This window comes from Terribacillus sp. 7520-G, assembly GCF_002271665.1.
Classification (GTDB): domain Bacteria; phylum Bacillota; class Bacilli; order Bacillales; family Amphibacillaceae; genus Terribacillus.
On the sequence record NZ_NQFP01000001.1, the window covers coordinates 86440 to 108160 of the forward strand.

24 protein-coding genes are annotated in these 21721 nt (G+C 47.8%); 6 read left to right on the top strand and 18 right to left on the bottom strand.

Annotated features, from left to right (window positions below; translation table 11 throughout):
- Nucleotides 1–135 precede the first annotated feature (135 nt).
- From CHH53_RS00380 to CHH53_RS00395, 4 genes are read left to right on the top strand one after another with little or no spacing between them, the layout of a single operon-like run.
- Nucleotides 136–1104, top strand: coding sequence for a glycosyltransferase family 2 protein (locus CHH53_RS00380; RefSeq protein WP_095214140.1), 969 nt, complete (start codon nucleotides 136–138; stop codon nucleotides 1102–1104).
- Nucleotides 1104–2852: a DUF6020 family protein gene (locus tag CHH53_RS00385; protein WP_095214141.1), complete on the top strand. Its 1749-nt coding sequence runs from the start codon at nucleotides 1104–1106 to the stop codon at nucleotides 2850–2852. The genes CHH53_RS00380 and CHH53_RS00385 overlap by 1 nt, the downstream gene beginning before the upstream one ends.
- The gene (locus CHH53_RS00390) at nucleotides 2818–3174 is read left to right on the top strand and encodes a DMT family transporter (RefSeq protein ID WP_095214142.1); all 357 of its coding nucleotides are present in this window, start codon (nucleotides 2818–2820) and stop codon (nucleotides 3172–3174) included. The genes CHH53_RS00385 and CHH53_RS00390 overlap by 35 nt, the downstream gene beginning before the upstream one ends.
- Nucleotides 3161–3481, top strand: coding sequence for an EamA family transporter (locus tag CHH53_RS00395; protein WP_095214143.1), 321 nt, complete (start codon nucleotides 3161–3163; stop codon nucleotides 3479–3481). Before CHH53_RS00390 ends, CHH53_RS00395 begins: the two co-directional genes overlap by 14 nt.
- A gap of 16 nt (nucleotides 3482–3497) precedes the next feature.
- On the opposite strand, the gene CHH53_RS00400 is transcribed toward CHH53_RS00395, so the two are convergent.
- Complete coding sequence (locus CHH53_RS00400; protein WP_158221434.1) at nucleotides 3498–4112, bottom strand: TetR/AcrR family transcriptional regulator; 615 nt, start codon at nucleotides 4110–4112, stop codon at nucleotides 3498–3500.
- Nucleotides 4113–4305: 193 nt separating this feature from the next.
- Here CHH53_RS00400 and CHH53_RS00405 point away from each other — a divergent pair, with 193 nt between their 5' ends.
- The gene (locus CHH53_RS00405; protein WP_095214145.1) at nucleotides 4306–5076 is read left to right on the top strand and encodes an SDR family NAD(P)-dependent oxidoreductase; all 771 of its coding nucleotides are present in this window, start codon (nucleotides 4306–4308) and stop codon (nucleotides 5074–5076) included.
- A gap of 42 nt (nucleotides 5077–5118) precedes the next feature.
- Here CHH53_RS00405 and CHH53_RS00410 read toward each other — a convergent pair whose 3' ends face one another.
- The 9 genes from CHH53_RS00410 to fabZ all read right to left on the bottom strand — a co-directional run bounded on the left by CHH53_RS00410 (nucleotide 5119) and on the right by fabZ (nucleotide 14341).
- Nucleotides 5119–5397, bottom strand: a complete 279-nt coding sequence (locus CHH53_RS00410) for an AbrB/MazE/SpoVT family DNA-binding domain-containing protein (protein WP_095214146.1) — start codon at nucleotides 5395–5397, stop codon at nucleotides 5119–5121.
- Between the two features lie 110 nt (nucleotides 5398–5507).
- Complete coding sequence (locus CHH53_RS00415) at nucleotides 5508–7907, bottom strand: cell wall-binding repeat-containing protein (protein ID WP_095214147.1); 2400 nt, start codon at nucleotides 7905–7907, stop codon at nucleotides 5508–5510.
- A gap of 177 nt (nucleotides 7908–8084) precedes the next feature.
- Nucleotides 8085–9173, bottom strand: a complete 1089-nt coding sequence (locus tag CHH53_RS00420; protein WP_095214148.1) for a glycosyltransferase family 4 protein — start codon at nucleotides 9171–9173, stop codon at nucleotides 8085–8087.
- 97 nt (nucleotides 9174–9270) lie between these two features.
- Nucleotides 9271–10503 (bottom strand): efflux RND transporter periplasmic adaptor subunit, encoded by a 1233-nt coding sequence (locus tag CHH53_RS00425; protein ID WP_095214149.1) that lies wholly within the window; start codon nucleotides 10501–10503, stop codon nucleotides 9271–9273.
- A gap of 14 nt (nucleotides 10504–10517) precedes the next feature.
- Entirely contained in the window at nucleotides 10518–11192 is a 675-nt protein-coding gene (locus tag CHH53_RS00430; RefSeq protein WP_095214150.1) for a hypothetical protein, read from the bottom strand.
- 102 nt (nucleotides 11193–11294) lie between these two features.
- Nucleotides 11295–12413 (bottom strand): acyltransferase, encoded by a 1119-nt coding sequence (locus CHH53_RS00435; protein ID WP_158221435.1) that lies wholly within the window; start codon nucleotides 12411–12413, stop codon nucleotides 11295–11297.
- Between the two features lie 191 nt (nucleotides 12414–12604).
- Nucleotides 12605–13231 (bottom strand): hypothetical protein, encoded by a 627-nt coding sequence (locus CHH53_RS00440; RefSeq protein ID WP_095214152.1) that lies wholly within the window; start codon nucleotides 13229–13231, stop codon nucleotides 12605–12607.
- An 87-nt stretch (nucleotides 13232–13318) separates the two neighbouring features.
- Nucleotides 13319–13804, bottom strand: a complete 486-nt coding sequence (locus CHH53_RS00445) for a competence protein ComK (RefSeq protein WP_095214153.1) — start codon at nucleotides 13802–13804, stop codon at nucleotides 13319–13321.
- Nucleotides 13805–13918: 114 nt separating this feature from the next.
- Nucleotides 13919–14341 (bottom strand): 3-hydroxyacyl-ACP dehydratase FabZ, encoded by a 423-nt coding sequence (gene fabZ / locus CHH53_RS00450; RefSeq protein WP_095214154.1) that lies wholly within the window; start codon nucleotides 14339–14341, stop codon nucleotides 13919–13921.
- 122 nt (nucleotides 14342–14463) lie between these two features.
- Between fabZ and CHH53_RS17080 the strand changes: the two genes are divergently transcribed.
- On the top strand, nucleotides 14464–14622 hold the full coding sequence (locus CHH53_RS17080; protein ID WP_198946004.1) for a lmo0937 family membrane protein: 159 nt from the start codon (nucleotides 14464–14466) through the stop codon (nucleotides 14620–14622).
- Nucleotides 14623–14660: 38 nt separating this feature from the next.
- On the opposite strand, the gene CHH53_RS00455 is transcribed toward CHH53_RS17080, so the two are convergent.
- From CHH53_RS00455 to spoIID, 8 genes are all read right to left on the bottom strand, one after another.
- Entirely contained in the window at nucleotides 14661–14924 is a 264-nt protein-coding gene (locus CHH53_RS00455; RefSeq protein ID WP_095214155.1) for a DNA-directed RNA polymerase subunit beta, read from the bottom strand.
- Nucleotides 14925–14945: 21 nt separating this feature from the next.
- Nucleotides 14946–15743 carry a flagellar hook-basal body protein gene (locus CHH53_RS00460; protein WP_095214156.1) on the bottom strand — a complete coding sequence of 266 codons (798 nt, stop codon included), beginning with the start codon at nucleotides 15741–15743 and terminating at the stop codon, nucleotides 14946–14948.
- Nucleotides 15744–15755: 12 nt separating this feature from the next.
- Complete coding sequence (locus CHH53_RS00465; RefSeq protein WP_095214157.1) at nucleotides 15756–16574, bottom strand: flagellar hook-basal body protein; 819 nt, start codon at nucleotides 16572–16574, stop codon at nucleotides 15756–15758.
- A gap of 111 nt (nucleotides 16575–16685) precedes the next feature.
- The gene (mreB, locus tag CHH53_RS00470; RefSeq protein ID WP_095214158.1) at nucleotides 16686–17687 is read right to left on the bottom strand and encodes a rod shape-determining protein; all 1002 of its coding nucleotides are present in this window, start codon (nucleotides 17685–17687) and stop codon (nucleotides 16686–16688) included.
- Nucleotides 17688–17866: 179 nt separating this feature from the next.
- A complete protein-coding gene (gene spoIIID, locus CHH53_RS00475) occupies nucleotides 17867–18136 on the bottom strand; it encodes a sporulation transcriptional regulator SpoIIID (RefSeq protein WP_038564118.1) in 270 nt (89 codons plus the stop codon).
- A gap of 213 nt (nucleotides 18137–18349) precedes the next feature.
- Nucleotides 18350–19417, bottom strand: a complete 1068-nt coding sequence (locus tag CHH53_RS00480) for an AimR family lysis-lysogeny pheromone receptor (RefSeq protein ID WP_095214159.1) — start codon at nucleotides 19415–19417, stop codon at nucleotides 18350–18352.
- Nucleotides 19418–19646: 229 nt separating this feature from the next.
- Entirely contained in the window at nucleotides 19647–20564 is a 918-nt protein-coding gene (gene spoIIQ, locus CHH53_RS00485; protein ID WP_095214160.1) for a stage II sporulation protein SpoIIQ, read from the bottom strand.
- Between the two features lie 75 nt (nucleotides 20565–20639).
- Entirely contained in the window at nucleotides 20640–21677 is a 1038-nt protein-coding gene (gene spoIID, locus CHH53_RS00490) for a stage II sporulation protein D (RefSeq protein WP_095214161.1), read from the bottom strand.
- Between the last annotated feature and the right edge of the window lie 44 nt (nucleotides 21678–21721).

Consider the following 21721-nt stretch of genomic DNA (forward strand, 5'->3'; position numbering starts at 1 on the left):
GGCTCGGGCATAACTTTACAAAATATTCGTATATTCATACTATTTACAATTACTTCACCATTGATTAACAGTTGCATAATAATCCTTTGCTAGACTTGGTTCGACATATCCTAGAAAAGGAATGGAGTGTACGTAGTGAAAATAGCTGTATTGATTCCATGCTACAACGAAGAACAAACAATCGGCGATGTCATCGATGCCTTCCGTAATCAGCTGCCGAATGCGGACATCTATGTGTTCGACAACAATTCGAAGGACAAGACGAGTGAGATCGCCCGGCGGCATGGCGCCATAGTCCGCCATGAATACCAGCAAGGAAAAGGGCATGTCGTCCGTTCGATGTTCCGGAATATCGAGGCAGACTGCTATGTGATGGTCGATGGGGATAATACGTATCCTGCTGAATTCGTCCATGACCTGATTGCCCCGATTCAGGAAGGACGCGCCAATATGGTCATTGGCGATCGGCTGTCCAACGGCACCTACGTAAAAGAGAATAAACGCAAATTCCATAACCTCGGCAATACGATGGTGAAAAACTGTATCAACTTCCTATATAAAAAGAAGCTTTCCGATATCATGACCGGCTATCGTGCCTTCGATCGTCTTTTCGTGAAGACAATGCCGATCATGAGCCCGGGCTTCGAGATCGAGACAGAGATGACCATCCATGCCCTTGATAAGCGGCTGTCGATCGTCGAGGTGCCGATCATTTATCGGGACCGCCCGGAAGGAAGCTATTCAAAATTGAATACATTGGCTGACGGCCGCAAGGTGCTGTATAAAATCTTCTCGCTGTTCAAGGAATACAAGCCGATGCTCTTCTTCACAGCCTGGTCCGCCCTGTTTCTCTTACTCGGATTGGCTGTCGGCGTCCCGGTGATTGCAGAATATTTTGCCACACAGTACATCACCCGGGTACCTTCCGCCATCCTCGCTGTCGGGCTGGTCGTCCTGTCGGTGCTGAGTTTTGCTTGCGGTGCCATATTGGATACGGTGGCATCCAATCATCGCAAACAATATGAATTGGAAATGAACCGGATCCAGGCAGAAAGCAAACCAAAACCTGTCCAAGGTATGACGAGAACTGGGGGCTCCATGTAATGACGCGCGTTCCAAACCTTTTGATCAGTGTGGCTGCAGGTCTTGCAGCCACTATTTCTGTATTAGCCATCATGCAGGCCAGACAGGATACATCCCTTTTGAAGTATGTCGTCCTTTCCATTGTCGGCATAGGTTTCTTTTATGCATTTCTCCGGTATCGCAAGCAGATCATCCAGTCTGTCATGGAAAAACGCTATATAACGGCAGGCATCGCTTTACTCTCTGTCTATACGCTGATCAGCCTGATGGACTGGCCGCTGTTCGTCAATCGGCCTTGGTATGAGACAGTCATCATCGACCTCATTTCACTTGCGGCCATCTTCTGTTTCTTCTCGTTCATCGCCTTCCTCTTGCTGAAAGGGGGCAGCAGATGGCAGCGGACAGACGCAAGCAAGTGGCAGATCCTATGGTATATGCTGCCGATGATCTTTGTTTGGATGTTTTACTTGCTTGCCTTCTTCCCTGGAAATATGAGTCCGGATTCACTGAACCATTGGCGGCAAGTGGAGAATATGGAGTTTAACAACTGGCATCCATTCGCATATACGATGGTGATTTTGGTGCTGACGCAGATTTGGGATTCGCCGGCTGTCATCGTCATATTCCAAATCCTTCTCATGTCGTTTGTGTATGCTTATGGGATTTATTCCTTCCGTCAATACGGACTTGGAAAGAGAATCGCCTGGGTTGCGGCTCTTCTATGGGCTGTATTGCCGATCAATGGCATCTTCTCCACCATTCTATGGAAGGACGTCGTCTATAGCACCTTCATCGTCTTTCTGACTATCTTTGTCATGAAGACGATATTGCAGGAAGGGGAAAATTTGCGGACGTGGAGCGGGATAGCAATATTCACTGTCGCATTGCTAGGCATTGCCTTCTTCCGTAATAACGGCCTGCCGATCGCCGTCCTAACTGCCATTGGGATGCTCCTCGTTTACCGGCGCAGCTGGAAGCAGCTGCTGACACCGCTTGTGCTTGTCTCGGCACTTTATATAGTTGTCACCGGACCGGTATTTACGGCTTATGATATCCAATCTGCCAATCCTAATGAATCCATGAGCATCCCGACTCAGCAAATTGCTGCGGTGGTCTCCCAGGATGGAGAGCTGACTGAAGAGCAGCTTGCCTATTTGGATACGATCCTGCCCATTGAGGATTGGGATGCGTATAATCCCTATCTGACGGATCGGATCAAATTCCATGACAACTTCAAGGATGATGTCATCGTGGCAGATATGGGCAAGTACTTATCGGTTTGGTTCGATATCGTCAAGCAGAATCCTGCCATCGTCATCGAGGCCTATCTCAAGCAAACTTCCCTGGTATGGCAAATCAATAAACCGATTGATGGCTACACCAATCCGTACACGATCGATGTTGATCCGAATGAAATGGGACTGGAAACAAAACCGGTGAGCCAGACATTATATGATGTATTGGAATACGGATTGGAAACATCCCGCTACCATACGGAAGAGCTTTTCTGGCGCCCGGCGGTATTCAGCATCCTCATCATCCTGTTCAGCTTGATTGCATCCCGCAAGCTCGGGGCGATTGCTTGGCTGCCGATTTTGCCTGTCCTGTTCAACACTGCTACAATCCTTGTCGGTTTGCCGGCACAGGACTATCGCTATCAAGTCAGCAATGCAATGGTGAGCATCTTTTTCCTCCTGTTTGCCTGTCTGTATAAAAAGGGAAAGGAGCCCGGCGATGGAGAACGCACAGTCCGGACACGACAGCCCTGACAAGCAGAAACTGGGTATCGCCCTGATTCTTTTGTCGGCCGTCTTTACAAGTGTCGGTCAGTTATTATGGAAAATCGCAGATGGAAATATCAACATCCCGCTCCTGATTGGCTGTATCTGCTATGGGGCAGGAGCGGTGACAATGATGATCGCCTTCCGTTTTGGCAAGCTTAGCGTGCTGCACCCGCTGCTGAGCCTTGGTTATGTATTTGCATTGATAATGGGCGCGATTCTATTGGATGAACATATATCAGCCACGCATATACTCGGAACAGCATTGATCATTGTCGGGGCAATCTTGATCGGGGGTGGGGAAAATTAGCTGGGTCTTGCTGCTCTCCTGTACCATACTCGGAGCTGGCGGAGGATTTTTCTTCAAACGGGCAAGCGACCCGTCCGTACCCACGTATCGGACATTGCTGGCCGGACTGACGTGTTACGGTTCTGCTGCCTTGATCAATATATATGTGCTTACGATGCTGCCTTACTCCATCGTCTTTCCGCTGACAAGCATAACCTATGTATGGACGCTATTGCTGTCGTATTATCTTTTGAAAGAGCATATCAAATTAAAGCAAATAGCCGGTGTCGGCCTGCTTGTCGCCGGCGCTGCCTGCCTTGTCATATAAGAAGACGGCTCCCGCCTTATGTTTGGGAGCCGTCTTCTTTTTCTATCGTTGTATTGACTAATCGGTAGGGGCGGACCCGCACCAATTCCGTAAATTGTTCCGAAACATGCAAGGTGGAAAATTTGAAGTCCGTATCTGCCCAGCGCATGATGAAGCCGACAGTGGCAGCCATCTGGAAGTGGATCATCAAGTCATAATCAACCGGGATCCGCGGACTTTCCGTTTCCAGATAAAACGCACCGGATAAGCATCGGACAAAGACGTCCAGCATCTTTTCCCCCATATCGGGATAAAGGATCCGCAATGCCTTCAAGACATTTCTTTCTTCATAGATATGGGTGAATATACGCATCGTCGAAGGAGCCTGCTCCTGCAGGTCGACATAAGCCCTGTCTTTATACGGCTCCAGCAATGCAACGGCTATGCCATCCAGGAAATCGTTAAGGATCCTTTCCTTCAGACACTCCTTATCAGTGAAATGCTTATAAAAGGTGCCGCGATTATAGTCAGCTCGATCCGCAATCTGCTGAATGCTGATCCGTTTATCCTCCTGGGTCAGAATCAAATCCACATACGCCTTTTTAAGCGCCTTCACACTTCTTCTGCTGCGTCGGTCAGTCTTCACTTTCATTAACAAAACCGCCTTCATTGTTTATTAATTATCTCTTTGTTATATGTAATAAGTCTTTTTGTTGATTAGGTTACAATACCTAGATTATTGAGCATTGTTACCTAGCTGTCAATGCGCTAAGATTACTATGATAATGCATTGTTGAAAATTTCAGTCAGTTACTTCCATATAAAAAGCAAAGGGGGCTCTCACAGTGAAGGAATTCAAAGGACAGGTTGTATTGATCACTGGTGCTGCCGGCGCTATTGGATCATCGGTCGCGAGAGCTTTTGCGGAAGCAGGCGCGAAGCTTGCGCTGCTCGATCTTTCAGAGGAGGCATTGGAAGCAGCCACTGCAACCATCGAAGCAGACAAACTTTTGCTCCCTGCAGACGTTACCATAGAGACAGATATCGAGAATGCTGTCAAGGCGACATGCCGCCGGTTCGGACGAATTGATGTATTTATCAACCATGCCGGCATCAGCGGCGATTTCGTCCATATAACGGAACAAACGGTAGAAAGTATGGAGGAAGTGCTCCAGGTGAATGTAGTCGGCGCCTTCCTCGGATTGAAACATGTATTGCGTGTCATGACAAAACAGGAAAGCGGCGTGGTAGTCAATACAGGATGCAGCGGCAGTCTGCTTGGCGGTCCCGGCATGAGCACCTATGTAGCCTCGAAGCATGCCATACTCGGACTGAATAAGACTGCAGCATTGGAGGTCGCAGAGTATGGTATCCGTGTCAATGCCGTTTGTCCTTCCTCTATCGATACGGAATGGATGTCTGCCATCGAGACAAAGGCAGCCAAAGGAAATGAGAAAGCGGCACGCCGCGGTTTTGAAGCGAGTGTGCCGATGAAACGATATGGGGAAGTCGATGAGGTGACCGGATTGATACTATTCCTTGCCTCTGCCCGGTCCAGCTTCATCACCGGCTCTTATTTCAGGATCGATGGCGGCCAAGGTACAACTTCCGTCTAAAAAAGAAAGACGAGCGGCAGAATACTGTCCGCTTCGTCTTTTTTAATTGGACTCAAATTCTTCTTTAAGTTTTTCATAGAGGATACGGGCACCTTCCGGGCTTAAATACAGATTATCTGCATATTGCTTGTTTTCCGGTGTTATTTCTCCCGTTACGGCACAAGTAAAACCAGGCTGATATTTTCGGAAGATGATCTTGTCGCCTTCGACAAAAATTTCAACAGGATCTTTCTCTTCTATGCCGAACTCTCTTCTGATTTCTTTCGGCACGACGACACGGCCTAGATGATCGACCCGTCTCGTAATCCCAGTACTCTTCATGAAAATGCCTCCTTTACTGTGATACTCTCACTATACTATATTTTTCTAATTATTGAAATTATTATTATCACAAAAAGGGCGCAAACACTGCTAATGTTCGCGCCTTTTTCCTACCGCAATATTCCTTCCAGTTCCTTGCGTGTATTGTCTGTTATCGCGGCATCAGAGCCGAGATAGAAGATTTCCGGCTGATCGCCGATCTTATTGAGGAAGACCCTTGTCGGCTTGGTTACAGCATCCGGTCTTGTCAGGACAATCGGGGCATCATACTTGGCTGCCAGCGGGGCACCTGACAGACTATCCACTGTCGTCTGCCCGTTAGCGAAGAATACTTGATCCGGATTGGTTCCATGATACTTCGTGATCACCGCTGCATTTGTCGAATAACGATCAGGGCCATATACACGCTCGACCGATGCACCAAGCTGCTTGATTTGATCGGATACACGTTTTGAAACGACGGTCTCGCTGCCGATGATCGTCACTTTTTTGATACCATTACGTTTGATATAGTTCTTAACCTCATCATGCAGCTGATCCGTTCTTGTAAGCAGGATAGGGATTCCTTCGCTTCCTGCATGCGGCCCGATTGTCAGGGCATCAGGGGATTTCTCATCTCCGACGGCCAGGAAGATTTCCGATGGCTTACTTGAAACCGACGCTACTTCTTCTGCCACTTTTACAGCTGTCGCATATCGATGGGAACCAGCTACACGCTCGATCCTGCTATCAGGGAAATTCTGACGCAGGCTGCTCTCGACACTTTTCGAAATGGCTGGTTCTGCGCCTACGATATAGATCGTGGAAGGATCCAGACGCTCTATTTCGGTAATGGTCACTTGTTCGAGCTTGTCCTGGTCAGTCAAAAGAAGCGGTGAATCCAGCTGTGCTGCCAGCACGCTTCCGGTAAAGGCATCGATTGGCAGGTCACTGCGGCCAAGCACGACTGCTTCAGGAGATTCCAAGTGCCAGCCAAAGTTGGAGATGCTTGCGCTTGTAGCATTGCGGCGGGCACCTTCCAGATTGTGTACGACTACTGGATCCTTGCTCAGATAACCGCTTGCTACATATCCCGTTTTCCCGCTGCTGGTGCGTACAGGATACCAGACATAATGATTTACACTGGAATCATTGGCAGTATAGCCTCCAGTGATTGTCAGCTTCTCACCGCGAGGCAAGGTGCCGATGGCTGACCCATTCGGGCTGCTGCGCAATGTGAGCTTATCCGCAGTCACGTAAACCGTGCTTCCATTCCCATAATTCTGGGTGCTTTCATGCAATGGGCCGGGGGTGGATACTTGATTTGTCTGGAAGGAGAAATAGGAACCAAGCTTCCCGCTGATCCTGCCCGGTGTTAAAAGGTGGGTCGGGAATGGCGTCGTTGCAACCAATGAGTTATTTTCCATTTCCTTATAAATAAGCTCCTGGTAAGCAGTCTGCGGATTGGCTATCGGATCATTCCGCTCCAGGCGGCCATTATATGCCAGAATGGCAAAGTACCAGTTTTCCAGCTTATCAGGATTCCCGTCATTGACTTTCGGTATCAGATTATAGGCTAGAGTGGATTCGGCTTTTGCATTGGCTTCATTCCATTTATCTTTCAAAATTTGCATACCGCGATCGATATTATAATCGATATCGTGCATCAGCTTTTGGATTTCCTGCTTGTCGCTTCGATCATAGTCAGAGACCTGCATGATCCCGATACCGATGCAGTCGTAGCCGATCACTACATTCGATCCATCCGAAACGCTGCAGGAATCCTGATACGCAGGCGTGGTGCCAGTCCAATACTGCTTCCATCCGCTTTCACGGAAAGCGATGGATTTGACGATTTCCGGCGGCACATCATATTTGACGGCTGCCGCTGTCAGCTTACGGCTGATCGTGTCATAGCTTGGGTTCGTATATCCGGCTGCACTTGCACGGAATGTACGTGCCTTTGTACTGCTTTCTGCCGGTTCCGTTCTCTTATCTTCTTTCGTCACTTGCTCCTGTGCTACCGTGAATGCCTCGATATATACTTCCTTTGGCTCGGCAAGCGGCACATCCTGTTCGATTTTCGGATAGCTGACTTCAAGCTCGGAACGGTCCTTCGCAACAGTGAGCCTTGCCCCTTCATATAAATCAGATTGATAAATGCGTTCCAGCTTTTCGCTTGTCACATGCAACACATCGAATTGCAAGGCTTGGGCAGTACCATGCGTACGATATTCAACAATCAAATAGGAATCGTCAGCCATCTCGGCTTCCTGGATGGAAGCTATATCGGCATCTGGAATCGTGGAATCATAAAGTGTCCCGGCATCCCCCATGATTCGGAGCGTACCATTTTTATCATTCGTAACTTCGACTGTTTTCCCATCCGGCAATTGTACCGTCGCAGTGCCAGTTGAAAAAGTATGGCTGGACGATTCTGCCTGCACATCAGCCGGCAGGATCCATGCCATACATGTGAGAAATAGACCAGCACCAAAAACAATGAGATACGTCGCTCTGCTTCTTTCCACCTGTTACCCTCTTTCTTTGCTAGATTCGCAGTACAAAACGCTTATGTCGATTTTTGTAATGCTTCTTTTAAACTATAAAAAGAGCAGGCGGAATTTACTAGATGCTCAGAACAAACTTAACAATGCCAAGCCTGATTTTACAATCACTTAATAAAAAAGCCCAACCACAGTTGGACTTCATACAGAAAAAATTTCCGTCAAACGAGGCTTGATCGCCTCGACTTCATAAGCGGCAGCTGTTTGCTTTGCAGCTTCCCGCATGGATTGCTTTGCCTCTTCCGGCAATTCCATATAAGTATCAATGCTTGCCGCAAGCCCCTCTGCCGAACCCGGCTCAAACAGAAAGCCGTTGCGGCCATTTTCCATATAGTCCAGCAGACCAGCCATGCTGCTGCCAATCACAGGCGTACCGCAAGCCATCGCTTCCAGACCGACTAGACCGAGGCTTTCCCCTTCCCGCATCGTCGGGAAACAGAACACAGTCATGCTGTTGTATACACTATTCAGCTTTTGCTGGGACAAAAGCGGGAAATGGACAAGATGATCCCGCAAGCCATAGCTGTCCACCATTGTTTCGAAGCTTTCTTTTTCCAGGCCATCACCGATGAACAATAACTTGCAGTTCCCTAGCTTCCCCTGCTCCTTCAGCAGCTTGGCTGCCTTCAAATAGACATCCCAGCCTTTTCCGCGATCGATCCGGCCGACGAATCCGATATAGCTGTAAGCAGGATCTATTTCCAGTTCTCGGCACGCAAGCTTTGTTTCCTTTTCAAAGAAGGTTTGCTTGTCGATACCGCCGGAAGGAAATATTTCAATTCGATTCGTCAACCCATACTTCTGCTGCACAAGCTCCTTATAATAAGCACTCGGTGTGATGACAGTGTCCGACTCTTCCAGCAGCCGCTTCACATAGGGCTGATATTTTTGCCGTTTCTTAAACTCCGGCACCACATCGCTGCCATGCACATTCGTATAGATGACCATCTTCTTATTCAATTTCTTGGCAATCAATACTGGTATGGAATTATGTGTTGCATAGTGCACATAAGTGACATCATATTTCCGGAATAACGATTTGCCGATCACTTTAAAGAAGTGGCTTCCATAAGCGATCAATTTTCCGATCGAACCGGCCTGTTTGGTAACGACGGTGCGGTCGAAAGCCACCCCCGATCGGGCAAGGATCTTCTCTGTATTTTCGACGAAAACCCCATAATTGGGGTGCTGCTTGCTTGGATACATATTTGCGATCAAATGAACTTTCATACAATGGGCCCCTTACGTACGTGATTGTAAACAAATTGTACGCTTATTCGACAAGGCTTGCAGTAGAATCAACCACTTCTTTAAAAACAATTTACAATCAATGATCAAGCAAACCAAGCAGGAATTCATAGCCTGTAAATGAATCCTTCCAAGTCGACCAAGCCATCTGATGCGGTTTCCAAGGTGTAACGAAGGGCTCGTTCTGATAGTGATCTCCCTGCTTGGCCGGAATGAATGCCCCCGCTTCGAGACCGGAGGTGACAGCAGCCTGCTTGTCATTCTGTGCCCCTATTTCCACCTTTGCCGTAAATAGCTGACCATTTGCCATTTTCCAGATTCGATCGTCTTTCACTTGGCTTGGCTTGACTGCCGGAGCCTGACGGGCAAAATCAAGCAAGATATCGGTATCCAAATGATAGCCAGCCACAAGCTGATCAGTTTGTTCCTCTTCGGAAGCGTAGGATGCTTCGAATCTATAAGTGCTTTCTTGTGCCGCAGCAACAGGCTGTTCCGCCAAATCCGCGATTTCCCCTTCCAGGACAGGACCGCCGTCACGGAGCTTCGCTTCGACCGCCATCCCGTCCTGTACCTGCTTGCGCTCCGCTTCCGTCAGCTCACCGGAAATGACAAGCTCCTTGCTCTCCAAGGTGACGATCGGCCCCTCACCGGTTTGCCTGACTGATTTCACCGTGCCGGCTGAAGGACTCGTCACGGTCACATACTCCCCTGTTTCCTCCAATTCCGACAGCTGTGCCTCGGCTGCTGTCAGCTCTGCATGCTTCTGGGCAAGCTCTTTTTCCAAACCGATACGATATTGCTCCTGCATTTGGGCTGTCTGCTCTTCTGTCGCCTGACGCAGCGCCTCATTTGCTGCATCGGCATCTCCCCCATCCTCCGTTGGCACGATCGGTTCCATAGGAGCTGCAGCTGCCTCGATGTCCCCAGCTCCCTCCACAGCCGAGATGGCCTGCTCCACTGCCTCGGCCTGCTGCTCAAGCGTTGTGATCGCAGCCGTCAACTCGCGATATGTCTTCCCATAATCAGCTGCTTTATAAGTAAAGAGATCATCCCCTTCTTCAATCGTATCACCAGGCCTGACAAGGATTTCGGACATCGACCCTGATTCCGGATCCAAATAGACCGGCACTTCTTCTGCAGATGTCAGCACAGCGGGGACGGATAAAGTCTCCTTTACATCCTGTGCTGTCACCTGTTCCCACTTAGGTATGAAATTCGTCCTGCCCACCTGCCCTTCATCATCCAGGGACAAAATGACGATATTGACCAGTACGAGGACGATTCCCAATGGCAATACTAGCTTTTTCATCATCCTATATAGACCTCCTATGCGAAGATGAAGGCAACAATCTTATTGCCGATACCGCCAAACAATGTCAGCAGAAGTACATAACAAAGATAGATCATGCCGGCAACCGCCCATACATGCCAGCGTTTTGCCGGATACAGCCCAAGCAGGCACTTGGCCTGGAAATACAGGATGAACAGTTGGAATAAAGATATGGCACCAAATAAGCTGATGATCCAAGGTCTGTCCGTGAACAAATCAGCAAGGATGCCGAGCGAGAAGGGTGAACGATCCCATTCCAGACCGGCAGCCGGCAATAAAAGCAGCCAGGAGACGGCTTCCAGCAGAAATACCATGCTTGCGCTTAATTGGATGATCAGCAGTTTTTGATAAGGAATTTCATAAAAAAGATAGAATACAAGCGACACAACAAAGATTATAAGCAATCCGAGAACCAGCCCCGAGACGGCCCGTCCGATCATGAACCAAAACTTGGCGTATTCATAATCCGAGCCTATGTAGTCTGATTTCAATTGATTCAACGCCTCCGTACCAGCACCCACCCATCCGAGCGCTGCATAAACCAGGCAAAATGCCAGCAGGATCAGAATCGTCCACAGCCAATGGCCGCGAAGCTCCTCCGCTTCCCGCAGCTTGAATAATGTCTCCTTCGCATTTGTCAGAAGACGGAAAGGATTCGTATGATATGTCATGTTTTGTCATCCTTTTTCTATGTATATAGTAAAAGATTACCGTAACTTTTAGAAAATTGCACATATATTTACAATAAAAAAATAGACTGGCAAAACGCCAGTCTATTTGATGAGACTGTTGCTTGGTCGCAGGGCAGTACGAGGCTTCGCTTGTCTTGGGACAGTCGGGTTGCTGAGCTTCCCTTTCATATATTGCAAGCCCATGTAAGACAGCAGGGACACCGCATATAGAATCGGGGCATATAGAAGGCCCCAGGCAAATGTATGCGTGATGTTCGATTGATCCAGCGCTTGATCGAAAATACTTCGCCAAAATGTATGGATCAAATAAATGCCGACTACATTCTTTGCGACTATGCTGACATAACGGTGATTTCCGATATGCCGTGCTTTTAGGGTAAACAGCAGGAGAGCTATCGTCAAAGGAATCGTGCTGATGAAATATTCCCCTTGCGGCAAGTCCAGTCCATAATGCAGGAGATAACGTTCGATCAGCTGCAGGATAAAACCGGCAGCTATAACCATTCCTATCGTTTTCAAACGGATTGCTTGGGCTTTCTGGATGATTTGCTTTTCATACAATCCAAAGCAAGCACCAAGCGCTGTATAAAATAATCCGAAGTAAATACCGTTTCTCGTCGTTTCCTCCATGGTGACGTGAAACAATGGTCCGTAGGATTGTCCGAGGAGACCGATCAAATTAAGCAGAAGACCTGCCAGCAAGGTAAGCTTCAGGAGCCGCAGCCTGTAGGCAGCGTAAATGATGATGATCGAAAAGATCAAAGCGAACATGAACCAAAGCTGATATTGCGTATAGGATATCCCGTCCAGCAATGTACGCCACTGGAAGGTATCCTGAAAATAAGCTGTCAGCTGGGCTTTCTGCTCATTCATCGTCCCGGAGGAAGTGGTCAGCATCCTGATGAAATCATATATCCAATAAAAAGAAAACCAGGCGGCAAGCAGACCGATCAGCTTTCCCGTATAGCGTTTGAAATACGCGAATGTGTCATCTGTCCGTTGCAGCTTCATAGCGAATAAATAGCCGGATGCGGCAAAGAAGAATGGGACAGAGAAACGCGCCAGTGTATCAATGATGAATGCCCAAATTTCCCCATTTCCGAAGGGGACGGCTGTATCCCGGAATGTATGCGTATGGATACAAACGACTCCGAAGATGGCTAGGCATTTGAAGAAGTCGATGGTATAGTTTCTCGTCATTTGCATCTACCTGCTTTCTTTTTTAAGAAATCATATCCGTCTTTTCTTCTTTATATACCCTCAGCCTTCCATATCGCAATAGCTTTAACAGAACTGTAATGACAACACAAACTGGATGAAATATGATTACAAACTCTATCCATCAAGTCCTTATTTTTCCCACAAAAAAAAGCACTTACCGTTGTAAGTGCTCAGCTTGTCCGGCAGAGTGCCTGTATCAGCAGATCCAGCTTCTTCGCATCGCTTGGCGCCTCATATCCGGGCTCCTGGAAATATTCGTCGAATGCCGATGCCAATGCCTGGAAACGGCTGTCATGCAGGATGGACTGGCAGCATTCGAAAAGCTGCTTGTATTGCTCGATGTAACGAGCCATCTTTTTATCGAATCCGCTGAGATGATTAGCTGACGGCATACCGAGGAACGCGGTAACTGCCGGATCATATATCGGATAATGGACATTCAATAAATGCAGCATATGGGTCACTTGCGGAAATTGCATCGAAGGGTTGCCCCGGCGATTCTTCACTTCGAATAATGCTGCTGTCAAACCGACAATGCTGCGCTTGTCCGGCTGACGTGCAGCTTCTTGAAACAGATGGAAAAAGGTCTGTTCGAATTCCTCGGTTAAATTCGGATTGACCAAGCCTATGTAATGTCTCAATACATAGCGGAATACCGGATGATGTTCAGGCCGCCTTGCTTCCCGCCTTAAAAATGCATCGAGGGCAATATCCTCCCGTCTGATTGATGCAAAAAGCTCATCCTGCTGAAGCAGCAGCTGCTCCATCAGGTCTGTTCCAGTGTATGTGGTGCGCATAAGACAGGTGTCCTCCTCCACTTTCAAGCTCATTATGATAGTTTACATGATAACATAACAGCTTCGGCAGAAGAAGCGATTGATCATTCAGGAAAGTGACTGTCCTATGAAGAAGTGCTCATTGTTCAGCAGCGCGATGACAGTGCCCGTCCGTTTATATTGCTGGTCGAAGGAGCGCTCCGATGTTTCCGTGAACAAAACGGTACCATTATAGAAGCTGACTCGGGTGCGGCTTTTTGTTTCTTTGTAGGATTGTATGTGATAGAAAGACAGCCAGACGCAATGGGAATTCGTAGGTGAGGAAGTCGGAAGCATAAAAACACCATGAGCAGGATGCACAGGGATAGGCACCTTCTTATCTGTCCGCAGCAGCCTGCCGATTGCATGCACCCTGCCTTCATAGGAAGAACCATATTGCATACAGCTATGATCGATGATGGCAAGAGGTGATTGTTCCACCCAAATTTCTTTATCGGCTTCGAGGACACGAGCTTGATAGATTGGATCATTCAGATGAAGGACAGCTATGGTATTGCGATTGATGATATACTGATCCCTTTTTTCTATTTGCATGATTTCCCCCTCCAATATTGGCTTACAAGACTATATTACTATAAACCGGTCTTCCAATATGTAAAGGAGATGTAAAAAATAGTAAAAAAGAACGAAGCAGTATGCTTCGTTCCCTCATTTGATGGCAAATGTGATTTCTGCTTCGCAAGCAAGCTCCCCATCAACGGTCGCAGTCGCTTTTCCTTTGCCGACCGGTCCTTTCAGGCGGATGATTTCCACTTCCAGTTTCAATGTATCACCTGGTTTTACTTGGCGTTTGAAGCGGCATTTGTCGACACCGGCAAGAAAACCGATCTTCCCTTTGTTCTCTTCTTTCATCAGCATCGCAAACGCACCTGTCTGTGCAAGGGCTTCGATGATCAATACTCCCGGCATTACCGGATAATCAGGGAAATGCCCTTGGAAGAATGGTTCATTGATCGTCACGTTCTTCTTTCCGACAGCACGTTTCCCTTCTTCGATTTCCGTTATTTGATCCACCAGCAAAAATGGATAGCGATGCGGGATTATTTCTTTGATTTGTTGTACATCATACATAATATGGTGAGCCTCCTGAATGGTTGTCTTTCCTAACGTATTATACCAAAAATGAAGCTTGTATGTTTCATGTGTTTCCAGGTTGGGGTATGGTTCCATAAAAGTGCTGGGAGGTAGGTCAAATGCTGAATCTTTTATTATGGATCGGCATCATCGTAGTCGCGTTCTGGCTCATTGGTGTCATTTTCAATATTCTCGGAGGTATCATCCATATCTTCCTCGTCATCGCCGCCATCCTGTTTGTCATTTATGCGATCAGGAAAAGCAGGGGCAGGACATAAAAAAAAGGCTTGCTCCCGCAATCGGGAGCAAGCCTTTTTCAGGACTTCTCGTTGATCAAATCATAGATGTGTGTCCATGTATCTCGTTTGAGGACGTCCAGTGCATTGCCATCTCCAAGTACTCCATACCCAAACAGCATGCCAAGCAGCAGGAAGATGACGAGGATGATCGGCACCACCAGCAAGCGAAGCCAAATCGGGAACAGCCTTCTCCGCTGTTTCTTCGGCGCCTTCTCTCCTTCTGCCTGGTTTTTCTTCTCATATTGTTCCTTTGTCTGGAGTTTGGATGCATTACTCGGCATAACGTTCTGGCTCCTTACTAATTATCTTATCTGGTTGATGAGACTGCTCATCTGATCACTCATGGAAATCGAACGGGCATTGAATTGATAGGCGCGCTGTGTATTGACCATTGCAGTCATTTGTTCACTTAGATCGACATTCGAGCCCTCCAGGCTGCCTGCCTGCAGTTCGACTTCATCCGGAGCCAATCCCCGTGCAAGTGCCGGATCATTCAGCTCAAAGGCCGTATCGCCGGTTCTGGTCAGCACGCGCGGATTATCGATTGCCGTGATCTCAAGGTTCGCTTCCACAGCAGTCTGGCCATTACGGCCAACAACGATTTCTCCGCTGTCATTGATTGTAATACTATCAAAATCAGGCTGTAATGCAATAGGACCATCGGCACCGTTGACAAAGTCTCCATCAGCTGTTGTCAGCGCCACTGTCCCGTCCTGCTGCGGCTGAAGATAGAAATTCCCGGCACGCGTGTAGCGCTGCTGTCCGTCTTGTCCAGTGATGGTGAAAAATTGATTGTCATTCACCAATGCGGCATCGAGATTGCGATCTGTCGTCTGGATCGTCCCTTTCGTCATGAGCGGATTCGTACTGCTCATATAGGCTCCCGAGCCGATGCGGATGCCGTCACTTGTACTCCTGTTATCCGTGTTCGCCTCATCATTCGGCGGATTGTCCAGCTGCTGATAAAGCAAGGAAGAGAAATTGGAGGTTTGCGCTTTGTACCCTGCTGTACTCGAATTTGCCATATTATTCGCGATCAAATCCAATCGCTGCTGCAGCTGTCCCATCGTTACCGCAGCCTGTGTCATCATTCTGCTCATCTTGCTCCTCCTTTACAGCTTCCCTACTTCATTGACTGCTTTTCCAAGACTCTCATCATAAGCCGTCATGACCTTCTGGTTCATCTCGAATGTTCGATATGCCTGCATCATATCGGTCATCGTCTGCTCCATATCGACATTGGAACCCTCTACGGCACCTTGGACGATGTTGTATGCAACCCCGGCCGTCGCCCTGGCATCTTCTGCCTGCGCTTCTTCACTTGCGGTATATACATTCTCTCCCTGCTTGTCCAGCAGATTTGCATCCTGTACGTAAGTCAATCCGAGCTGGATGTTTCTGCCATCGGCGAATTGCATCGTGCCATCAGCTGTCATCGTGTACGTCTGATCGTTCGTCTGGATCGGGTTTCCATCGGCATCCAATATGTAGCTGCCTTGATCATTTGTCAGGAAACCTTCCGCATCGATCGTAAAGCTGCCATTTCGGGTGTAGGCTTCCCCATCCGCGGTTTGGAGGTTGAAGAAGACGGAGCCATTCTCATCCGGATATGCACCATCCACCAATGCCGTATCCGTACTGATGCCTGTTTCACGCAAATCCCCCTGCACGAAATTCGGGATCGTCTCTTGTACATACACACCTGAATTGATGTTCCCGATTTCCCTCGAAACGGAAATGTAGCGGGAATCATCGACCGATGCCGGCTTGCTCTCCGTCGCTTTCAAAAGCATTTCGGGAAAGGCCCGAAGCTGGCCTTGATCTGCCTTGTATCCATTCGTATTCGCATTGGCTAAGTTATTGGACAGTACTTCCTGCTTGCGCTGCTGGGCGAGCATACCGGATGCAGCAGTATATAATCCTTTCAGCAATGTGTGATCCTCCTAAGTAGTCTGATTGCCAAAAATATTGGTTTCCATTACTTATATCGGCAGATTCCTAAACGAATTGAACCTCTTCTGCATACAGAAGAGGTCAATTTCTCAAACTACTTTGCGTTTCTCTAGTTTGTCGATATTTTCAAGCATGATGCCAGTGCCTTTTGCCACACAATCCATCGGATCTTCGGCAATGAAGACAGGAACCTTCAGCTGCTCTGCCAGCAGCTGGTCGATACCATGCAGCATCGCGCCGCCGCCAGTCAGGATGATACCGCGATCGATGATATCCGCGGACAGCTCTGGAGGAGTCTGCTCCAGTACCGTGCGTGCCGCTTGTACAATCAAGGCAACCGATTCACGCAATGCTTCTTCGATTTCTTCCGAATGGACAGTGATGGTGCGCGGAAGACCGCTTACCATATCCCGGCCGCGGATATCGATCGATTCCTGACGCGCTCCTTGGAAGACGGTCGCGATCTCGATCTTGATATTCTCGGCTGTGCGTTCCCCGATCAATAGCTTGTATTTGCGTTTGATATACTGCAGGATCTCTGCATCGAACTTATCCCCGGCCATTCGGATGGATTGTGCAGTCACGATGTCCCCCATGGACAGAACTGCGACATCCGTCGTACCGCCGCCGATATCGACTACCATATTGCCGCTTGGCTGGAAGATATCCATCCCTGCCCCGATTGCAGCTATTTTTGGTTCTTCTTCCAAATACACCTTCTTACCGCCTGATTTCTCTGCTGCTTCCTTGATTGCTTTTTGTTCGACTTTCGTGATGTTCGTCGGGCAGCAAATCAGCATGCGCGGTTTGGATAGAAAACCTTTTACATTGATCTTGTTGATGAAATAGCGAAGCATCGCTTCTGTCACATCAAAATCAGCAATTACGCCATCCTTAAGCGGACGAATCGCTTCAATATTGCCAGGTGTTCTGCCTACCATGCGTCGTGCTTCTTCCCCTACTTCCAGTACATTCCCTGTATTTCTATCCATCGCGACAACGGATGGTTCATTCAGAACGATTCCTTTTCCTTTTACATGTATTAGTACGTTTGCCGTACCGAGGTCAATTCCTATATCTCGTGCCAATATCCTCAGATCCTCCCTGTAAAGATAGAACTTTGTCGCATCCGTTCGAGAACATAATGCTACTTATTTTATAGTTTAGCACAAAACATGGAGAATAGTAGCAATTTGTGAAAGAAAAGAAGGATAAAAGTAGGAATATTGGAAAAGGAATGGTCATATCTTTACAGGATGAAAGTCGTGTTTCAGGCCGGAGCGTCGGTATTGGTTTCCAATTTATACTTCAGTTTGGTCGCTTCGCCGCCCCTCAGATGACGAATCGCTTTGTGATAATCGAGGATTTCCTTCACTTCATTGGCCAAATCAGGATTGATTTCCGGCAGTCTTTCTGTCAGGTCCTTATGCACGGTACTCTTGGATACACCGAATTCCTTTGCAATGACGCGTACTGTCTTTTTCGTCTCCACAATGTGCTTGCCTATGCGCACCGTGCGCTCCTTGATATAATCATGCACAGCCCATGCCTCCTTAAGTTGACGGTTCTTGATGTTCATGAGACAAGATGAGAAGCGATGAAGTAATCCGGATATGTACTTTTCTTTGGCAAGTCATAGCTGTTTGGACATCTGTGGCGTTGAGCGCTTCACACTCGTTCCCTTCAAACACTTGCTTTGGTTTGTATCATCTTATTACCTGTACCTTGGTTTTATTCCATAAAAAAGACCCTCCTACATCGTGGAGGGTCTGTCGTTATCGATTTTTTGGATGGCATACATAGGTAAACGGGAAAAATAGAAGTCTTTGTGTCGGCGGATGAACAGGTGATAGGATGCTACCAGGTAATCCTTATTTTGGTGGATCAGTCCATAGAAGTATTTATAGAATGCAGTCTGTTTTTCAGGCTTCCACTTGGGATAGCGCTTTCTTGCATTATCGATCTGTCCAAGCTGGAATTCGATATAAGCGAGGGCATGCGGATCATCCGTCAGATACGCGTGCGGAATGCCGAAATGAGCAGCCACTATCGGCAGGACTTGCCTGTCGAGCAATTGGGCAAGACACGAGATATGGTACTGCTTTGCCAGCTTGCTTCCTTCTGCCAGATGGGAGAAGCTTGCTATCTTGTCATCAAAAAGAAAGGTCAATCCCATCTTGTAATGCTGCACGGCACGCTGACCTGGTAGATATGTATGATGGAGGATATTTCGGCTATGTTTCCTGGCTAGGATCAATTCGTTCCGCTTCCAATGATACTGGAACAAAAGCTTGTCCATCCGGACAGTCATCATCATCCGCAGGAAATAGTCTTTGATGTGGAGGATCGTTTCCTGCAATTCGTCCAAATAGTAGCCGATGGCATGATAATCGTGGCAGTGAAAATGCTGGTAGATCCTGCCGATCAGAATCAAGGCCCTTGCTTCGGGAAAATCAGCTTGATGGCGGCTGATCTGCTTTTCAAATTCATCACCCGGCAGCTTATACGCCTGATATTGAATGATCAGTTCATATAAACGGGCATATGATCTGTTTCGCTGATGCAGGCAATGCTTATTCCTTTCGATCATAAGCTGAAGCTCTTCCTCATAGTAATTCATACCCAGGAAATCCATCGCTGCAAGCATGACTTCTGCTGATCCGGATTGTATACAGAAACTTGCAGCCAGGTCTGTAATCTGCTTTACGTCATGACTTGTCTCCACTAGTTGAATGAAAGACCAAAGATCAGTCATCCGGCTTGTTGCAGCCGAGAGCTTGCCCAAGTCAGTTGCTTCCTTACGCAAACTTGATCGATTCAACGTTCCTTTCTCCTCTCACATTTCCCAATCTTACCTCCATGGTATCACTTGACTTAGACTTTCACCTTGTGCTTGGCACCATTTCATTATTCCATCTTTTCAGATTATTTCAAGCGGTTTCAGGATGGATTCGTTCGACAAATTCCTGAATTTCCTGCTCATATCGGTGGGCTGCTTTATACCTAACGAAAAACAAAAAAAACACTCCGGTCCCGGAGTGTTTTTTGGCTCAAGTCTGAGCTTGGGAGGAAGAAGAAGTTGCATCGTCCTCTGGCTGCTCATCCTGTTCAGGAGATTTTTCTTCATCGGATGCATCTGGTGTTTCTTCCGAATCACCTGCTTCATCCGCTGGGTCTGCATTGGCATCCGTACCGTCTTCTGCCGGTGCTTCCGTCTCCTCTTGCTCCTTCTGGCTGGATGTATCAGCTGCTTCTTCCTGCACTGCTTCTGTTTCTGCCTTCGCTTCCTGGAGCTTGCTTACCGGCTGGTTGAAGAAGCTCTCGGGGTTTACGGCTGTGTCTCCATTGCGAACTTCGAAGTGAAGATGTGTCGCTTTATCCTTCGCGAACAGGCTTTGGCCTGCTGTCGCCAGGACATCGCCTTGCTTCACTTCTTGACCAACTTCCACTTTCACATCTTCTAGACTGGAATAATACGTCGTAACGCCATTGCTATGCTCCAGCTGGACAACATTCCCATGCAAGGCATCTTCTTTCACTTCCGTCACTGTACCGCTCAAAGCTGCCAGGACATCGAAAGTTCCGCCATCTGCTGCAGCGTAATCCACTCCGGTGCTTTGATAGTATTTGTTGTCGTAGAGTACGAGTGCATTCTCTTGGGATTCGCTGTCGGCTTTGTGATCATAGAATTTAGTTACGACTGTTGCTTCTGCATCTTCTGCTACAGGAGCCTTCACAACCTCGTCCTGTTCTGCTACAGGCGTAGCCTCTTCATCTCCACTGAAATCAAGAGAATCGAAGATACCTTTATCATCTTCTGCCTGCTCAGGCTCGTTCGTACCGCTCTGATACCACAATACCGCGGTTAATAGCAAAGCGGAAATACCAAGATACAATGCTGGGAAAAACCATTTTTTACGGAAAAGACGTTTCCATTTGGATTTTGAAACGCTATTTTTTTCCTTCATAGATCATCACCTCTGCAACCATTGTGGTCACAAAGATAGATTCCTATACATTTCTTCCAGAAAATTTTCCCAACCTTATTTCGACACCAGCTTTGCGCCTTCTGCGGGCAATTTATCAATCTTTGTATCCGTATAATAGTATGTCAGGATCTCTTTGTACGATTTCCCTTCGGCAGCCATGCCATTGGCACCATATTGACTCATGCCGACTCCATGGCCATAACCCTTCGTCTGGAAAATAAGATGATCATCTTTGAGGGATAAGGTGAAATCTGTCGATTTGAGTCCCAGCTTCTCCCGGATTTCCCTGCCCGTGAACTGCTTGCCGCCAATTTCCACCTCGGCTACCCGCTGACTATCGTTTCGCTTCAGCTCGCCTGGCGGTTTGTTCGGATCGATTTCCACTCCAAGAAGCTTTTCCGCTTCGGCAATTCCGATCACTTTCTGGTCTGCGAATTTCGGCGACTGCTTATCCCATGGGCTTTCGACTGATTTCAGATAAGGCAGCGGATTATCCCAATAGTCTTCTGCATTTTCCGTAAATCCATTGCTGGTGGAGAAAAAAGAAGGTGTAATCGGTTCCCCGTCGTAAGTGATGATTTCCCCGCTGGTTCCTTGCACGGCTTCCGTCAATTTGGCCATTTTCTCCTCATAGTCCTTTCCCCATGATTGGCGAAGCTCGTCTTCATTCTTGTATACTTGGTCGCTTGTGGTATCGGATACCTCGATCGCTTCCGGGTTTTCTTCCTGATGATCTTCCATATAACGCACCACATATGTCCGGGCCGCGACGGCTTGTGCTTTCAGTGCCTCCAGCTCGAATTCGGCCGGCATCTCGGATGCGACCACACGTGTCACGTATGTCTCGAGCGGGACCGTCTCGACTGTATTGCTTGCTGTGCGGCTGACTTCCACCGCTACATTAGCTGTTTCCTTGACTTCTTTTTCCTGTTCCATCGCTGTTGCCGTCCTCTCCATTCCGCCGGGGTCTATAAATGGTACTACAATCAATGTCGGGAGCGCCACGATGACAGCGAATAAACAGACAATCAGCATACTGATGACTATGTGGGACTTGATGCGTCGTTTTTTGCTTGGCTTCTTCTTGAGCATAGAGGACCTCCTTATCAGCTGGTCTACTCTTTACTCTATGTTTC

Coding starts and splice junctions, on each gene's coding strand:
- spoIIQ (WP_095214160.1), bottom strand. CDS start 20,564: ATGAAGGAAAAAAATAGCGTTTCAAAATCCAAATGGAAACGTCTTTTC.
- CHH53_RS00425 (WP_095214149.1), bottom strand. CDS start 10,503: ATGATGAAAAAGCTAGTATTGCCATTGGGAATCGTCCTCGTACTGGTC.
- CHH53_RS00390 (WP_095214142.1), top strand. CDS start 2,818: ATGGAGAACGCACAGTCCGGACACGACAGCCCTGACAAGCAGAAACTG.
- CHH53_RS00430 (WP_095214150.1), bottom strand. CDS start 11,192: ATGACATATCATACGAATCCTTTCCGTCTTCTGACAAATGCGAAGGAG.
- CHH53_RS00455 (WP_095214155.1), bottom strand. CDS start 14,924: ATGCCGAGTAATGCATCCAAACTCCAGACAAAGGAACAATATGAGAAG.
- CHH53_RS00445 (WP_095214153.1), bottom strand. CDS start 13,804: ATGCAAATAGAAAAAAGGGATCAGTATATCATCAATCGCAATACCATA.
- CHH53_RS00385 (WP_095214141.1), top strand. CDS start 1,104: ATGACGCGCGTTCCAAACCTTTTGATCAGTGTGGCTGCAGGTCTTGCA.
- spoIID (WP_095214161.1), bottom strand. CDS start 21,677: ATGCTCAAGAAGAAGCCAAGCAAAAAACGACGCATCAAGTCCCACATA.
- fabZ (WP_095214154.1), bottom strand. CDS start 14,341: ATGTATGATGTACAACAAATCAAAGAAATAATCCCGCATCGCTATCCA.
- CHH53_RS00460 (WP_095214156.1), bottom strand. CDS start 15,743: ATGAGCAGAATGATGACACAGGCTGCGGTAACGATGGGACAGCTGCAG.
- CHH53_RS00400 (WP_158221434.1), bottom strand. CDS start 4,112: ATGAAAGTGAAGACTGACCGACGCAGCAGAAGAAGTGTGAAGGCGCTT.
- CHH53_RS17080 (WP_198946004.1), top strand. CDS start 14,464: ATGCTGAATCTTTTATTATGGATCGGCATCATCGTAGTCGCGTTCTGG.
- CHH53_RS00410 (WP_095214146.1), bottom strand. CDS start 5,397: ATGAAGAGTACTGGGATTACGAGACGGGTCGATCATCTAGGCCGTGTC.
- CHH53_RS00440 (WP_095214152.1), bottom strand. CDS start 13,231: ATGCGCACCACATACACTGGAACAGACCTGATGGAGCAGCTGCTGCTT.
- CHH53_RS00420 (WP_095214148.1), bottom strand. CDS start 9,173: ATGAAAGTTCATTTGATCGCAAATATGTATCCAAGCAAGCAGCACCCC.
- CHH53_RS00435 (WP_158221435.1), bottom strand. CDS start 12,413: ATGACGAGAAACTATACCATCGACTTCTTCAAATGCCTAGCCATCTTC.